Source organism: Pseudonocardia lutea, from assembly GCF_042658055.1.
GTDB classification, from domain to species: Bacteria; Actinomycetota; Actinomycetes; order Mycobacteriales; family Pseudonocardiaceae; genus Pseudonocardia; species Pseudonocardia lutea.
This window is the reverse complement of the sequence record NZ_JBHSQK010000018.1, coordinates 100,136-114,969: the sequence shown is the minus strand read 5'-3', so window position 1 is coordinate 114,969 and position 14,834 is coordinate 100,136. Positions and strand designations below refer to the sequence as shown.

At 76.3% G+C, this 14,834-nt stretch carries 13 protein-coding genes and 1 pseudogene; 13 read left to right on the top strand and 1 reads right to left on the bottom strand.

The window, feature by feature from the left end:
* The first annotated feature begins 9 nt into the window (after positions 1-9).
* The 6 genes from pyrF (at position 10) to coaBC (ending at position 4,186) form a co-directional block, all read left to right on the top strand.
* A complete protein-coding gene (gene pyrF / locus ACFQH9_RS09570) occupies positions 10-852 on the top strand; it encodes an orotidine-5'-phosphate decarboxylase (RefSeq protein WP_379565568.1) in 843 nt (280 codons plus the stop codon).
* Between the two features lie 171 nt (positions 853-1,023).
* Positions 1,024-1,413: a response regulator transcription factor gene (locus ACFQH9_RS09565; protein ID WP_379565567.1), complete on the top strand. Its 390-nt coding sequence runs from the start codon at positions 1,024-1,026 to the stop codon at positions 1,411-1,413.
* A gap of 291 nt (positions 1,414-1,704) precedes the next feature.
* Positions 1,705-2,019: an integration host factor, actinobacterial type gene (gene mihF, locus ACFQH9_RS09560; RefSeq protein WP_345378868.1), complete on the top strand. Its 315-nt coding sequence runs from the start codon at positions 1,705-1,707 to the stop codon at positions 2,017-2,019.
* Between the two features lie 47 nt (positions 2,020-2,066).
* A complete protein-coding gene (gmk, locus tag ACFQH9_RS09555; protein WP_379565644.1) occupies positions 2,067-2,648 on the top strand; it encodes a guanylate kinase in 582 nt (193 codons plus the stop codon).
* A 2-nt stretch (positions 2,649-2,650) separates the two neighbouring features.
* A complete protein-coding gene (rpoZ, locus tag ACFQH9_RS09550; protein WP_051736485.1) occupies positions 2,651-2,923 on the top strand; it encodes a DNA-directed RNA polymerase subunit omega in 273 nt (90 codons plus the stop codon).
* A 48-nt stretch (positions 2,924-2,971) separates the two neighbouring features.
* Positions 2,972-4,186, top strand: coding sequence for a bifunctional phosphopantothenoylcysteine decarboxylase/phosphopantothenate--cysteine ligase CoaBC (gene coaBC, locus ACFQH9_RS09545; protein ID WP_379565566.1), 1,215 nt, complete (start codon positions 2,972-2,974; stop codon positions 4,184-4,186).
* An 87-nt stretch (positions 4,187-4,273) separates the two neighbouring features.
* Here coaBC and ACFQH9_RS09540 read toward each other — a convergent pair whose 3' ends face one another.
* Positions 4,274-4,783: an SH3 domain-containing protein gene (locus ACFQH9_RS09540; protein ID WP_379565565.1), complete on the bottom strand. Its 510-nt coding sequence runs from the start codon at positions 4,781-4,783 to the stop codon at positions 4,274-4,276.
* 330 nt (positions 4,784-5,113) lie between these two features.
* Between ACFQH9_RS09540 and metK the strand changes: the two genes are divergently transcribed.
* The 7 genes and pseudogenes from metK (at position 5,114) to ribD (ending at position 14,828) form a co-directional block, all read left to right on the top strand.
* On the top strand, positions 5,114-6,316 hold the full coding sequence (gene metK / locus ACFQH9_RS09535) for a methionine adenosyltransferase (protein WP_379565564.1): 1,203 nt from the start codon (positions 5,114-5,116) through the stop codon (positions 6,314-6,316).
* A 158-nt stretch (positions 6,317-6,474) separates the two neighbouring features.
* Positions 6,475-8,547: a primosomal protein N' gene (locus ACFQH9_RS09530; protein WP_379565563.1), complete on the top strand. Its 2,073-nt coding sequence runs from the start codon at positions 6,475-6,477 to the stop codon at positions 8,545-8,547.
* A gap of 70 nt (positions 8,548-8,617) precedes the next feature.
* Entirely contained in the window at positions 8,618-9,166 is a 549-nt protein-coding gene (def, locus tag ACFQH9_RS09525; protein ID WP_379565562.1) for a peptide deformylase, read from the top strand.
* Positions 9,163-10,095: a methionyl-tRNA formyltransferase gene (gene fmt, locus ACFQH9_RS09520; RefSeq protein WP_379565561.1), complete on the top strand. Its 933-nt coding sequence runs from the start codon at positions 9,163-9,165 to the stop codon at positions 10,093-10,095. The genes def and fmt overlap by 4 nt, the downstream gene beginning before the upstream one ends.
* Positions 10,096-10,667: 572 nt before the next feature.
* Positions 10,668-12,113 (top strand): annotated as a pseudogene (locus ACFQH9_RS09515) (RsmB/NOP family class I SAM-dependent RNA methyltransferase); the annotation flags it as partial.
* 988 nt (positions 12,114-13,101) lie between these two features.
* A complete protein-coding gene (gene rpe / locus ACFQH9_RS09510; protein ID WP_379565560.1) occupies positions 13,102-13,800 on the top strand; it encodes a ribulose-phosphate 3-epimerase in 699 nt (232 codons plus the stop codon).
* 38 nt (positions 13,801-13,838) lie between these two features.
* Positions 13,839-14,828: a bifunctional diaminohydroxyphosphoribosylaminopyrimidine deaminase/5-amino-6-(5-phosphoribosylamino)uracil reductase RibD gene (gene ribD / locus ACFQH9_RS09505; RefSeq protein ID WP_379565643.1), complete on the top strand. Its 990-nt coding sequence runs from the start codon at positions 13,839-13,841 to the stop codon at positions 14,826-14,828.
* Positions 14,829-14,834 lie beyond the last annotated feature (6 nt).

Sequence of the window (14,834 nt, the reverse complement as noted above, 5' to 3'; positions counted from 1 at the left end):
GGGTGGCTCGTGAGCTTCGGGCAGCGGCTCGTCGCGGCGGTCGACCGCTTCGGGCCGCTGTGCGCGGGCATCGACCCGCACCCCGGGCTGATCGCCGAGTGGGGCCTCACGGACGACGCGGACGGGCTCGCCCGGTTCTGTGCCGCCGCGGTGGAGGCACTGGCCGGGCACGTCGCCGTCGTCAAGCCGCAGGCGGCGTTCTTCGAGCGACACGGGTCGCGCGGGATCGCGGTGCTGGAGCGCACCCTCGCCGACCTCGCCGGCACCGGGACGTTGTCGCTGCTCGACGTCAAGCGCGGCGACATCGGCTCGACCATGGACGGCTACGCCGACGCCTACCCCGGCGTCGGCGCCGCCGGCGCGGCAGACGCGATCACCGTCTCGCCGTACCTCGGCTTCGGCTCCCTCGAACCGGCCTTCCGGGCCGCCGAGGAGGCCGGGCGCGGGGTGTTCGTGCTGGCCCGCACCTCGAACCCGGAGGGCGGGTCGGTGCAGCTCGCCACCGAGCCGGCGTCGGCGGAGGGGCGGACCGTGGCCCAGGCGATCGTCGACGGCGCGGCCGGCCGCAACGGCGGGGCGTCGCCGCTCGGCGGCGTCGGCGTGGTCGTCGGGGCGACCCACGACCACGGACTGCGGCTCGGCGCCCTCAACGGCGCCGTGCTGGCCCCGGGGCTCGGCGCGCAGGGCGCGACCCCGCGGGACGTCGCGGAGCGCTTCGCGGGCCTCTCCGGGCTCGTCCTGCCCGCGGCCTCGCGGTCGATCCTCCGGGCCGGGCCCGCGGTGGCGGACCTGCGGTCCGCCGCGGAGGCCCAGCGGGACGAGCTGGCCGCGGCACTCACCGCCCTGCGCTGAGGGTCGCTGCCGAGCCGCTCCCGCGGCCGGCTGATACCTCCGACCCGCAGGTTCACCCGTTCGGAGGGGATGGTGGCACCCTGGTGCCCCCCCGCCGGCGCCGGGCAGGCTGGCGGTCCGTGCGGCGCGGACCGGGTGCCGCGCGGGTCGGGGGACGCGGAGGTGGCGACAGTGGCCGGAGCGGCGGACGAGGTGGTGGACGTCCTGATCGTGGACGACCAGCGCCCGTTCCGGACGGTGGCGCGCACCGTCGTCGGGATGGTCGGCGGCTGGCGCGTCGCCGCCGAGGCGGAGACGGGCGAGCAGGCCCTGGTCGAGGCCGAACGGGTGCACCCCGCGGTCGTCCTCATGGACATCAACCTGCCCGGGATCAGCGGGATCGAGGCCACCCGGCGCATCCTCGCGAGCCACCCGGCCGCGGTCGTGGTGCTCCTGTCGACCTACGCCCTCGACGACCTGCCCGGCGACGCCGCGCAGTGCGGCGCCGTGGCGTACATCAACAAGGAGGACCTCACACCGGCCCGGCTGCGCGCCCTGCGGTCGGTGGAGCAGGCGGGCTGAGCGCCGGAGCGCCCCCGCACGCACGGTTCGTGACCGACACCACCGGTGACGCGCCGATCCCGAGCGCCCGGACGGGCGCGTCGCCGTAGCCTCTGCGCGGCCACTCGTGGTATCACCCGGACGGGTGGGGGCGACCGGGCCTGTGGCATCAAACCCACAGGTGGCACCCCCGTTGGCATCCCGAACGGGTGCGTGGGTACGTTCGCTCACGACCCCCGGCACAACCCACCGGGGACGGCGATCGCCCCCACCGGCGAACGCCCTCGCGCACGACGAAAGACGGAGGAGACCGTGGCCCTTCCCCAGCTGACCGAGGAACAGCGTGCCGCCGCGTTGGAGAAGGCCGCGGCCGCCCGCCGGGCCCGGGCAGAGCTGAAGGACCGGCTCAAGCGCGGCGGGATCACCCTCGCCGAGGTGCTGAAGCAGTCGGACACCGACGAGGTGCTCGGCAAGATGAAGGTGTCGGCCCTGCTCGAGGCCCTGCCGAGCGTCGGCAAGGTCCGCGCGGCGCAGATCATGGAGCGCCTCGAGATCGCCCCGAGCCGCCGGCTGCGCGGCCTGGGCGAGCGGCAGCGCAAGGCGCTGCTCAACGAGTTCCCCTCCTGAACGGAGGCGGCGTGCCGGCAGGACCGCCGCCCCGCCGGGGCCGGCTGATGGTGCTCGCGGGACCCTCCGGGGTCGGCAAGAGCAGCATCGTCGACCGGCTCCGCAGGGAGCTCCCCGACCTCCACTTCAGCGTCTCCGCGACCACGCGGGCGCCGCGGGAGGGCGAGGTCGAGGGGATCCACTACCACTTCGTCGACCCCGCCGAGTTCGACCGGCTGATCGCCGACGGCGAGCTGCTGGAGTGGGCCGAGGTGCACGGCGGCCTGCAGCGCTCGGGGACGCCGCGCGAGCCGGTCGAGCGCGAGCTCGCCGCCGGGCACCCGGTGCTCGTCGAGGTGGACCTGCAGGGGGCCCGCTCGGTCAAGCGGGTCATGCCGGAGTCGGTCACGGTGTTCGTCGAGCCGCCCTCCTTCGAGGAGCTGGCCCGGCGGCTCACCGACCGGGGCACCGAGACCCCGGAGGTGCGCGAGCGCCGGTTGCGCACCGCCGTCGAGGAGATGGCGGCACGTGACGAGTTCGACGTGGTCGTGGTCAACGACGAGGTGCAGGCCGTCGTCGACCGGTTGGTAGAGTTGCTGGTCGCACCCGCGGAAGTCCCGCACTCGTCCGTCTCTGGAGTTTCTGAGTGAGCATGCCGCTGACCGGCGCGGTCGCCGGTTCCACCCCTGAAGGCATCACCAACCCGCCCATCGACGACCTGCTCGACAAGGTCAGCTCGAAGTACGCGTTGGTGATCTACGCGGCCAAGCGCGCCCGGCAGATCAACGACTACTACTCCCAGCTCGGCGAGGGCCTGCTGGAGTACGTCGGTCCGCTGGTCGAGCCGGGCCCCCGCGAGAAGCCGCTGTCGATCGCCATGCGCGAGATCCAGAGCGGCCTGCTCGAGCACACCGAGGGCGAGTGAGCCCGGCCGGCTGCGCGAGGACGGCACGACCCCGGGCATGACGACGTCATGACGGCTCCCAAGGTCCTGCTCGGCGTGGCCGGCGGCATCGCCGCCTACAAGAGCGCCGAACTGCTCCGCCGGCTCACCGAGACCGGGCACTCCGTCCGCGTGGTGCCCACGGAGTCGGCGTTGCAGTTCGTCGGCGCCGCCACCTTCGAGGCGCTGTCCGGGCAGCCGGTGCACACCGGCGTGTTCACGGACGTGCCGTCGGTCCAGCACGTGCGGCTGGGCCAGGAGGCCGATCTCGTCGTCGTCGCCCCCGCCACCGCGGACCTGCTGGCCCGCGCGGTGCAGGGCCGGGCGGACGACCTCCTCACCGGCTCCCTGCTCGTCGCCCGCTGCCCGGTGTTCCTCGTCCCGGCGATGCACACCGAGATGTGGGAGCACCCGGCCACCCGGGCCAACGTGGCGACCCTGCGCGAGCGGGGTTCGATCGTCATGGAGCCCGCGTCCGGGCGGCTCACCGGCAAGGACACCGGCCCCGGCCGGCTGCCCGATCCCGCCGAGATCGCCGAGCTCGCCCGGCTGCTGCTGGAGCGCGCCGACGCCCTGCCCCGGGATTTGGAGGGCCGGCGGGTCGTCGTGTCCGCCGGCGGCACCCGCGAGCCGCTCGATCCCGTCCGCTATCTCGGCAACCGGTCGTCCGGGCGCCAGGGGTACGCGCTGGCGAAGGTCGCCGCCCAGCGCGGCGCGCGCGTCACCCTCGTCGCGGGGCACACGGCCGAGCTGGCCGACCCGGCGGCCGTCGAGGTCGTGAAGGTCGGGTCCGCGCTGGAGATGCGCGAGGCGATGCACGCGGCCGCCAAGGGCGCCGACGCCGTGGTGATGGCCGCCGCGGTCGCCGACTTCCGGCCCTCCTCGCTCGCCGAGCACAAGATCAAGAAGGACGGGTCGGAGCCCGAGGCGCTGCACCTGGCGCTCAACCCGGACATCCTCGCCGAGCTGGTCGCCGCCCGGGAGCCGGGCCAGGTCGTGGTCGGGTTCGCCGCCGAGACCGGCGACGCCACCACGGACGTGCTCGAGTACGGCCGCCGCAAGCTCGCGAAGAAGGGTTGCGACCTGCTGCTGGTCAACTGGGTCGGCGAGGGCGGGGCCTTCGAGAACACCGAGAACCAGGGCTGGCTGCTCGGCGCGGACGGCGGCGAGACGGTGGTCCCGAACGGCTCGAAGGCGCTGCTGGCCTCGCGGTTGTGGGACGCGGTGGCCGCGCGGCTCGCCTGAGCGCCGCACCGCCAGAACCAGCACCGGCACCCGAGAACGCACGAGGGGCGGTCCCGCGGGACCGCCCCTCGTCCGTGCGCGGCGGGCTCAGCCGCCGAGCAGGCCACCCACGCCGCCGCGGGCCGGGGCCTGCTCCGCCGGGGCGTCCTCGCCCGCCTCACCGTTGGCCGGGGCGTTCTCCGGCGAGTCGGTGCCGGAGGCCGACGGGGCACCGGTCGTCTCCGGGGCGCCGGCGTTCCCGCCGCGCGCACCGTCCCCACCCGAGGTGAGGCCGGCGTCGTCCGGGGTGTCGGCGTCGGAGGCGGTGCCGTCCGTCTTCACGTAGTCCTTGACGGCCCAGCCGTCGAGGTTCTCCAGCTTGACGAACCCGTTGCGGGTCTCGCCGACCTGGACCTCGGTGCCGCGGTCGCACACGGCGACGATGGCGGCGTCGGCCGCCGGCTGCTCGCGGACGTTGACGTTGTCGGTGCAGGTGCCCGTGGTCGCGGCGGACGCGGTGCCGGCGAGCACGGCCATCAGCCCGGCCGCGCCGACGGCGAGCACGCCGCCGACGGCCGCGGCGGCGCGGCCCGGTCCCTGCAGTGCAGTCACCTTCATGGGGAGGAACCTCCGAGAGTGGGTCGACCGCGACCCTGGGCGGGCGACGCGGGGGCGTCGGCCGGGTGCGGCTGCGGTGTCACCGGGCCCAACGACGCCGCCCGTTACCGATTCGGGACCTCGGCCGGGGTCCACCCGAAGGGGTGGTGGACGCGGCGTTCCCCACACGTTCCGTCACGCACGGTCACCGTGCGAGTGGGGTCGCCTGCGGAGGCCCCCGGTCGACTACCCTGCGGTCGACAGCAACCAGCGATCTGCACCCCGCCCCCCGCTTCGGCGGCGGAGCCGGCAACGCCGCCAGGGGAGCGACGACCTCGGCAGGAGTGGCGCGTGGCGAACGTGGGCCGTCGGCTCTTCACCAGCGAGTCGGTGACCGAGGGTCACCCGGACAAGATGTGCGACGCGATCAGCGACACGATCCTCGACGCGCTCCTGGCCCAGGACCCGAGGAGCAGGGTCGCGGTGGAGACCCTCGTGACCACCGGTCAGGTGCACGTGGCGGGCGAGGTCACGACCAGCGCCTACGCCGACATCCCCGGCCTGGTCCGGGACAAGATCCTCGAGATCGGCTACGACTCGTCGTCGAAGGGCTTCGACGGCAACTCCTGCGGCGTCAACGTCGCCATCGGCGCGCAGTCCCCGGACATCGCCCAGGGCGTCGACACCGCGTACGAGAGCCGCGTCGAGTCGAGCGAGGACGAGATCGCCCGCCAGGGCGCGGGTGACCAGGGCCTGATGTTCGGTTACGCGAACACGGACACGGACGAGCTGATGCCGCTGCCGATCGCGCTCGCACACCGGCTCTCGCGGCGGCTCACCGAGGTGCGCAAGAGCGGCGTGCTGCCCTACCTGCGGCCGGACGGGAAGACCCAGGTCACCATCGAGTACGACGGCGACAAGCCGGTCCGTGTCGACACCGTGGTGCTCTCCACGCAGCACGCGGCGGACGTCGACCTCGACGGGATGCTCGCGCCGGACGTGCTGGAGAAGATCGTCCAGCCGGAGATCGCGGACCTCGGGCTCGACACGTCGAACGTCCGGTTGCTGGTCAACCCGACCGGCCGGTTCGTGATCGGCGGCCCGATGGGCGACGCGGGCCTCACCGGACGCAAGATCATCGTCGACACCTACGGCGGGTTCGCCCGGCACGGCGGCGGCGCCTTCTCGGGCAAGGACCCGTCGAAGGTGGACCGCTCCGCGGCGTACGCCATGCGCTGGGTGGCCAAGAACGTCGTCGCGGCCGGACTGGCCGAGCGGATCGAGGTGCAGGTCGCCTACGCGATCGGCAAGGCGGCCCCGGTCGGGCTGTTCGTGGAGACCTTCGGCACCGCCCGCGTCGACCCCGCGCGGATCGAGAGCGCCATCACCGAGGTGTTCGACCTGCGGCCCGCCGCGATCGTCCGCGACCTCGACCTGCTGCGCCCGATCTACGCGCCGACCGCGGCCTACGGGCACTTCGGCCGCCGGGACATCGCGCTGCCGTGGGAGGACACCTCGCGCGCCGAGGCGCTCAAGTCCCTCGCCGGCGCCTGAGACCCTGGTGTGACCGCACGAACGGCGCTCCCGCTCACACCTGGTGAGCGAGAGCGCCGTTCGTGCGTGGTGGACGGACCCGGCCGAGCGGCGCAGTTGCGCCTACCTGGTGAGGGCGAGTGCCGTCCGTGCACTCCGGGACCGCGTGAGGGGTGGGTGTGAGCAGGCCCGTGCGGAAGGCCGCCCGGACGGCGTCGGCGGCACGGACCCGCGGGGAGTGGACCGCGGCGCCGGTGCAGCCGGTCGCCCGGGTGGCCGTCGACGTGCCGCTGCCCCACCTGGACCGGCCCTTCGACTACCGGGTCCCCACGCACCTGGACGAGCAGGCCCGCCCCGGCGTTCGGGTGCGGGTCCGGTTCGCGGGCCGGCCGGTCGACGGGTACCTGCTCGAGCGGGTCGAGGAGTCCGGGCACGCGGGGCGGCTGGCGTGGGTCGACAAGGTCGTCTCGCCCGAGCCCGTGCTCACCCCGGAGGTCGCGACGCTCTGCCGGGCGGTCGCGGACCGGTACGCGGGCGTGTTCGCCGACGTCGTGCGGATGGCCGTACCGCCGCGGCACGCCCGGGTCGAGGCGGAGACCCCGCCCGAGCGGGAGCTGCCGCCCGTCGAGGCGCCCGACCCCGCGGCCTGGGCGCGCTACCAGCACGGTGCGGCCTACCTCGACGCGCTCGCCGGCGGCCGGGCCGCGCACGCGGTGTGGCAGGCGCTGCCGGGCGAGTCGTGGCCCGCGCGGTTCGCCGAGGCCGCCGCGGCGACCGTCGTCGCCGGGCGCGGGGCGCTCCTCGTGGTCCCCGACCAGCGGGACGTCGACGCCGCCTGCGCCGCGCTCGGCGAGCGGCTCGGCGCCGACGCCGTGTTCGCCCTGACCGCCGAGCTCGGGCCGGCCGAGCGGTACCGGCGCTGGCTGGCCGTGCGCCGCGGGGCCGTGCGCGTGGTCGTCGGGACCCGGTCTGCGGCGTTCGCGCCCGTCGAGAAGCTGGGGCTGCTCGCCGTGTGGGACGACGGCGACGACAGCCACGCCGAGCCACGCGCCCCGTACCCGCAGGTCCGGGACGTGCTGGTGGCCCGGGCGCACGCCGCCGGCGCCGCGCTGCTGGTCGGCGGGTTCTCCCGCACCGCCGAGGCGCAGCTGCTGGTGGAGTCGCGCTGGGCCTCGGCGATCGTGGCCGACCGGGCGACCGTGCGGGCCGCCGCCCCACGGGTCACCGCGATCGGTGAGACCGACACCCAGCTCGCCCGCGACCCCGACGCCCGCGCGGCCCGGGTCCCGGCCGTCGCGTTCGAGGCCGCCCGGCAGGCCCTCGGCGCGGGCCGGCCGGTGCTCGTGCAGGTGCCGCGGGCGGGCTACCTGCCGTGGTTGTCCTGCGCGCACTGCCGCGAGCCCGCCCGCTGCCGGCACTGCGCCGGCCCGCTGGGCCTGCCGCGCGGGGGCACGGACGCCGACCCGGGGCTGCCGACCTGCCGCTGGTGCGGGCGGGCCGAACCGGCCTTCCGGTGCGGCGGCTGCGGATCGCGGCGGCTGCGCGCGGGCGTGGTCGGGTCGCGGCGGACGGCGGAGGAGCTCGGCCGCGCGTTCCCCGGGGTGCCGGTGAAGACCTCCGGGGGCGGGGCGCCGGTGCTGGCCTCGGTGCCGGCGAGGCCCGAGATCGTCGTCGCGACCCCGGGGGCCGAGCCCGCCGTGGCCGGCGGGTACGGCGCCGCGCTGCTGCTCGACGGGTGGGCCATGCTCTCCCGCGCCGACCTGCGGGTCGCGGAGGAGGCGCTGCGCCGCTGGCTCGCCGCGGCCGCGCAGGTCCGGCCGCACGGCGAGGGTGGGCGCGTGATCGTCGTCGCCGAGTCCGCGATCCCGGTCGTGCAGGCGCTCGTGCGCTGGGACCCGGCCGGGTTCGCGGCGGAGGAGCTGGCCTCCCGGGCGGAGGTCGGGTTCCCGCCGGCCGTGCGGATGGCGGCGGTGGAGGGCACGCCGGGGGCGGTCGCCGACGTCGTCGACGCCGTCCTCGCCGCCGCCCAGGACGGGGGTCCCGAGATCGAGGTCCTCGGTCCGGTGGAGATCGACACCCCGCCCGAGCCCGGAGAGGTCGCCGGCGAGGTGCGGGAGCGGGCGCTGCTGCGCGTGCCCCGCACGGAGGGGCGGGCGCTGGCCCGGCACCTGCACGCCGCGCAGGCCGCGCGCAGCACCCGCAAGGCGCTCGACGCCGTCCGGGTGCGGCTCGACCCGGCCGAGATCGGCTGACCGCTCCGGCGACCGGCCGCTCCCGGCCCGGGTGGCACAATCGGGGCAGATCCCGATCGTTTGGAGTTCCGTGTCCGTTCAGCCCGTCCGCCTGTTCGGCGATCCGGTGCTGCGCACCCCCGCCGCGCCCGTCACCACCTTCGACGCGGAGCTGCGCAAGCTCGTCGCCGACCTCACCGACACCATGCACGCCGAGGGCGGCGCCGGCCTGGCCGCGCCCCAGATCGGCGTCGGGCTGCGCGTGTTCACCTTCGAGGTCGACGGCGTGGCCGGGCACCTGGTCAACCCGACCTGGAACGCGCTCGACGGCGAGGAGCAGCTCGGCCCGGAGGGCTGCCTGTCCATCCCGGGGCTCGGCTGGGACTGCCGCCGCGCGCTGAACGTCGTCGCGACCGGCTGGAACATGCACGGCGAGCCGATCACGGTCGAGGGCACCGCGAAGCTGGCGCGGGCCCTCCAGCACGAGACCGACCACCTCGACGGCGTGCTGTTCGTCGACCGGCTCGACCCGGAGACCCGCAAGCGCGCCATGGCCGAGATCCGTGCCGCGGAGTGGTTCGGCCGGCCGGAGCCGACCGTCAAGGTCAGCCCGCACCCGATGTTCGGGAAAGCCCGTTGAGGCTGCTCTTCGCGGGCACCCCGGAGCCGGCCGTGCCGGCGCTGCGGGCGCTGCTCGACTCGCCGCGCCACGAGGTCGTCGGGGTGCTGACCCGGCCCGACGCCCCCGCCGGGCGCGGCCGGCGGCTCGTCCGCTCACCCGTCGGGGCGCTGGCCGACGAGGCCGGCCTGCCCGTGTTCACGCCGGCCAGGCCGCGGGACCCGGAGTTCCTCGACGCCCTGCGTGCGCTGGCGCCCGACTGCGCGCCCGTCGTGGCGTACGGGGCGCTGGTGCCGCGGGCGGCGCTCGACATCCCCGCTCGCGGCTGGGTCAACCTGCACTTCTCGCTGCTCCCGGCGTGGCGCGGTGCCGCGCCGGTGCAGGCGGCGATCAAGCACGGCGACGAGATCACCGGGGCCACGACCTTCCTGCTGGAGGAGGGCCTCGACACCGGCCCCACCTACGGCGTGGTCACCGAGGCGATCGGCGAGCGGGACACCTCGGGCGACCTGCTCGGCCGGCTCGCGCGCTCTGGTGCCGAGCTGCTCGTCGCGACCATGGACGGCATCGAGGACGGCACGCTGCGCGCGGTGCCGCAGCCGGCGGAGGGCGTGTCGCACGCGCCCAAGGTCACGGTGGCCGACGCCCGGGTGGACTGGTCCGCGCCGGCCGTGCCGCTGGACCGGCTGATCCGGTCGACCACGCCCGACCCCGGCGCCTGGACGGAGTTCCGGGGCCAGCGGTTGGGCCTCGGTCCGGTCACCCCGGTGCGCACCGGGGAGGTCGACCTCAAGCCCGGCGAGCTGCGGGCGGAGAAGAAGCGGGTACTGGTGGGCACGGCGACCGTGCCGGTGCAGCTGGGCGAGGTCCGCCCGGTGGGGAAGAAGGCGATGCCGGCGGCCGACTGGGCCCGCGGCGTCCGGATCGAGGCGGGGGAGTCGCTGTCGTGAGCGAGCAGGACGACGATCGCCGCTTCGACGAGCGCCGCCGTGACGATCGGCGGGGTGACGATCGGCGGGGTGAGGACCGGCGGGGTGAGGACCGGCGCGGTGAGGACCGGCGCGGTGAGGACCGGCGCGGTGAGGACCGGCGGGGTGAGGACCGGCGCGGTGGCGACCGGTACCGCGGGGATCGGCCCGGCGGCGACCGGTACCGCGGCGATCGGCCCGGCTCCGAGGGGCGCGGCGACCGTCGCGAGGACGGGCGTGGGGACGACCGGCGCGACTGGGGCGGCGATCCGCGCGGCGGCGGCCGGGGTGGACAGCGTGGCGACCGGCGAGAGGGCGCGTCGCGGGGTGGTCGGGGCGACGACCGCCGCGGCGACCGCGGCGGTGACCCGCGCGAGCGGAACGCCGACCCACGCGACCGGTACCGGAGCGACCGTGACGACCGCAGCCGCGACGACCGTGAGCGGGGCGACCGGGGCCGGGGCGACCGGGAGCGGGGCGACCGCGACCGGGGAGACCGCGACCGGGGCGACCGGTACAGGGGCGACCGGGGTGGCGACCGTCGGCAGGGCGGCCCCCGACGCGACCGCAGTGCGGGGCCCCGCAACTCCGGCCCGCCCCGTCGTCGGGCCGACCCGCCCGGCCCGCCCGCCGGCGACCCGGCGCGACAGTCCGCCTTCGAACTGCTCACCGCGGTGCGCGAGCGCGACGCCTACGCCAACCTCGTGCTGCCGTCCATCCTGCGCCGGTACCGGCTGAAGGACCGCGACGCCGGCCTGGCCACCGAGCTCGGCTACGGCACGCTGCGCGCCGCCGGCCAGCTCGACGCCGTGATCGAGGCCTGCGCGGACCGGCCGCTGCACCGGATCGAGGGCCCGCTGGTCGACGCCATGCGGCTGGGCACCTACCAGCTGCTGCGGATGCGGGTGCCCGAGCACGCGGCCGTCGCCACCTCGGTCGACATCGTCCGCGGCCTCGCGGGCTCCCGGTCGGCCGGTTTCGTCAACGCGATCCTGCGCAAGGTCGCCGAGACGGCCGCGGCCAAGGGGGCCGACGCCTGGCTCGCCGAGCTCGCACCGGACGAGAAGGAGGACCCGGTCGGGCACGCCTCCTTCGTGCACGCCCACCCGAAGTGGATCGGCCAGGCGTTCGCCGACGCGCTCGGCTCGCACGAGGAGCTGCCGGCGGCGCTCGCCGCCGACGACGCCCGTCCCGCGGTCCACCTGCTGGCCAAGCCGGGGGAGATCACCGCCGAGGAGCTGGCGCTGGTCACCGGCGGGACCGAGGCGCCGTACTCGCCGTACGGGGTGCACCTCGAGCCCGGCGGCGGCGAGGTCGGCGAGATCGACGCGATCCGCGAGGGCGTGGCGACGGTGCAGGACGAGGGCAGCCAGCTCGTCGCGCTGGCCCTGGCCCGCGCCGAGCTCGCGGGCGAGGACACCGGCCGCTGGCTGGACCTCTGCGCCGGGCCGGGAGGCAAGGCGGTGCTGCTCGGCGCGCTCGTCGGCCTCGACGGCGGCACGCTCGACGCCGTCGAGCAGACCGAGCACCGCGCCGACCTGGTGCGCAAGTCCACCGACGGGCTGCCGGTCACGGTGCACCACGCCGACGGCCGGGAGGCCCCACTGCCCGACGGCGCCTTCGACCGCGTGCTGGTCGACGCGCCGTGCACCGGGCTCGGGGCGCTGCGCCGCCGCCCCGAGGCGCGCTGGCGACGTCGACCCGAGGACGTCTCCGGGCTGGCCAAGCTGCAGCGGGAGCTGCTCCTCGCCGCGCTGCGCCACGTCCGGGTGGGTGGTGTCGTGGCGTACGTCACCTGCTCGCCGCACCTGTCGGAGACGGTGGGCGTGGTCGGCGGGATCGTCCGGCGCAAGGACCTCGGTGTCACCGTCGAGCGGCTCGACGCGCGGGAGTACCTGCCGGGCGTCCCGGAGCTCGGGCCGGGCCCGCACGTGCAGCTCTGGCCGCACCGCCACGGCACGGACGCCATGTTCCTGACCCTGCTCCGCCGGACCGCCTGACCGCACCGACTCGGCCGGGTAGCACACCCGCCCCGGGTGGCCGGGCTCGGCAGGGTGCACGCCCCGTCCCGGATGGCCGGGCGCCCGGCCGGCCGGACGCTCCGGCTGGCGGGCCCTCCGGCTGGCGGACGCTCCGGCTGGCGGGCCCTCCGGCTGGCAGGCCCTCCGGCTGGCAGGCCCTCCGGCTGGCAGGGCCCTGCGGATCGGCCGCGCTCCGGCCCGGCCGGCTCGCACACCCGCTCCGGCTCCGACGCGTCCGGGCGGGTCCCGCACATCCGTCATTCCCGCGTCGCACATCCGCAAGGTCGGTCGCACATCCGGTCGACGGGGTGTAGGACGCCGGAACGGATGTGCCGGGTCACACCCGGTCCCGGGCGACGTCCGCTCTGGTGCGGCCACCCCGCACCACTCCAGTGCGGCCGGCCCGCACACCCAGTCCGGCTCGATAGGTCCGGCGGGCCTCGCACACTCGCCGTTGTGGCGTTGCACATCCGCGAGATCGGTCGCACATCCGGTCGACGGGGTGTGGACGCCTCGACAGGTGTGCCGCCGTTCCCGGTCCCGTGCCACGTCCCCCGCTCCGGCGTGCCCGGCGGCATGGCGGTCCCGGCTTCGGGCCCCGGCTTGCACACCCGTCGAGGCGCGAGACAGGCCGTAGACGGGATGTGCCACCGACCTCCTCGGTGTGCGACAGCGCCTCGACGGGTGTGGCGCGCTCGGCGGGTGTGGGAACTCGGCGCATCCGGCGGCATGGCAGCCCCGGCTTTGGGCCCGGGCTCGCACATCCGTCGAGGCGCGAGACAGGCCGTCGACGGGATGTGGGAGCGATCTCCCGAGTGTGCGACAGCGCCTTGACGGGTGTGGTGCGCTCGGCGGGGTGCGGGGACTCCGCGGGTGCGCTCGCCGGGGGTGGGCGGGGTCGACGGGGTGAGGCGCGGTCGGGCCCAGGTGGCGCCCGACCGGAGGGGCCGGGCAGTACCCTGCGGGGGTGCGTCCCCTGATCGCTCCGAGCATCCTGTCCGCCGACTTCGCCCACCTCGCCGACGAGGCCGCGGCGGTCTCCGACCGGGCCGCCGGCGAGGGACGGGGCGCCGACTGGCTGCACGTCGACGTGATGGACGCGCACTTCGTCCCGAACCTCACACTCGGGCTGCCGGTCGTCGAGTCGCTGCTCAAGGCGACGGACATCCCGCTCGACTGCCATCTCATGATCGAGGACCCGGACCGCTGGGCGCCGGGGTACGCGGAGGCCGGGGCCTACAACGTCACCGTGCACGTCGAGGCCGCCACCGACCCGGTGATGCTGGCCAAGAACCTGCGGGCGGCCGGGGCCAAGGCCGGGTTGTCGGTCAAGCCGGGCACCCCGCTGGACCCGTACGTCGAGGTCCTCAAGCACTACGACACGCTGCTGGTGATGAGCGTCGAGCCGGGGTTCGGCGGCCAGGCGTTCATGCCCGAGGTCCTGGACAAGGTCCGCGAGGCGCGCCGGCTCGTCGACACCGGGCACCTCAACGTCCTCGTGGAGATCGACGGCGGGATCTCCGCCTCCACCATCGAGGCGGCGGCCGAGGCGGGTGTGGACTGCTTCGTGGCGGGCTCGGCCGTCTACGGCGCCGACGACCCCGGCCGGGCCGTGGCCGCGCTGCGGGAGCAGGCGGTGTCGGCGCACCCGCGGTGGTCGGGGTGACCGTTCCCGCGGGCCCGACCCCGCCGGTCCAGCGGGCGATGCGGCGCGCGCTGGAGGCCTCGGTGGCCGTGCACGGGGCCACCAGCCCCAACCCGCCGGTGGGCGCGGTCGTCCTCGACGCCGCCGGTGTGGTCGCGGGCGTCGGCGCCACCGCGCCGCCCGGCGGTCCGCACGCCGAGGTCGTGGCGCTCCGGGAGGCGGGGGAGCGGGCCCGCGGCGGCACCGCCGTCGTCACCCTCGAGCCGTGCGCGCACCACGGGCGCACCCCGCCCTGCACGGAGGCGCTGCTCGGGGCCGGGATCGCGACGGTGCACATCGCCGTCGCCGACCCGAACCCGCTGGCCGCGGGCGGGGCCGAGATGCTGCGCCGGGCCGGCGTCGAGGTCACGGTGGGCACGCTGGCCCAGGAGGTCGCGGCCGGGCCGCTGCGCGCCTGGCTGCACGCCGTCCGGGCCGGCCGTCCGCACGTCACCTGGAAGTTCGCCGCCACGCTCGACGGGCGCAGCGCCGCCGCGGACGGCACCAGCCGCTGGATCACCGGCCCGGAGGCGCGGGCCGAGGTGCACGAGTTCCGCGCGCACGTCGACGCCGTCGTCGTCGGCACGGGGACCGCGTGGGCGGACGATCCCGCCCTCACCGCACGCCACCCCGACGGCACGGACCGGGAGCGTCAGCCCCTCCGCGTTGTCGTAGGCCACAGTGACATTCGCCCGGGATCGCGGCTGGACGCGCCGGACGTGCTACACCTGCGGACACACTCGCCGGACGACGTGTTGAAGGCGCTCACCGACCGTGGCGCCGTCGACGTGCTGCTGGAGGGCGGCCCGCGGCTCGCGGGGGCCTTCCTCGCCGCCAACCGGGTGGACCGGGTGCTGGCCTACCTGGCGCCCGCCCTGCTCGGTGCGGGGCCGGCGGCGCTGGCCGACGCGGGTGTGGGAACGATCGCCGGGATCCGGCGGTTGCACGTGGACGGGGTGCGCACCGTGGGCGGGGACGTGCTGGTGGACGGGCGCCCCCTCGTCGGGTAGAGCACG

What these genes read in the sequence shown, in the direction of transcription:
- gmk (WP_379565644.1), top strand. Translation starts at nt 2,067, where the DNA reads ATGGTGCTCGCGGGACCCTCCGGGGTCGGCAAGAGCAGCATCGTCGAC.
- rpoZ (WP_051736485.1), top strand. Translation starts at nt 2,651, where the DNA reads ATGCCGCTGACCGGCGCGGTCGCCGGTTCCACCCCTGAAGGCATCACC.
- coaBC (WP_379565566.1), top strand. Translation starts at nt 2,972, where the DNA reads ATGACGGCTCCCAAGGTCCTGCTCGGCGTGGCCGGCGGCATCGCCGCC.
- ACFQH9_RS09540 (WP_379565565.1), bottom strand. Translation starts at nt 4,783, where the DNA reads ATGAAGGTGACTGCACTGCAGGGACCGGGCCGCGCCGCCGCGGCCGTC.
- ribD (WP_379565643.1), top strand. Translation starts at nt 13,839, where the DNA reads ATGCGGCGCGCGCTGGAGGCCTCGGTGGCCGTGCACGGGGCCACCAGC.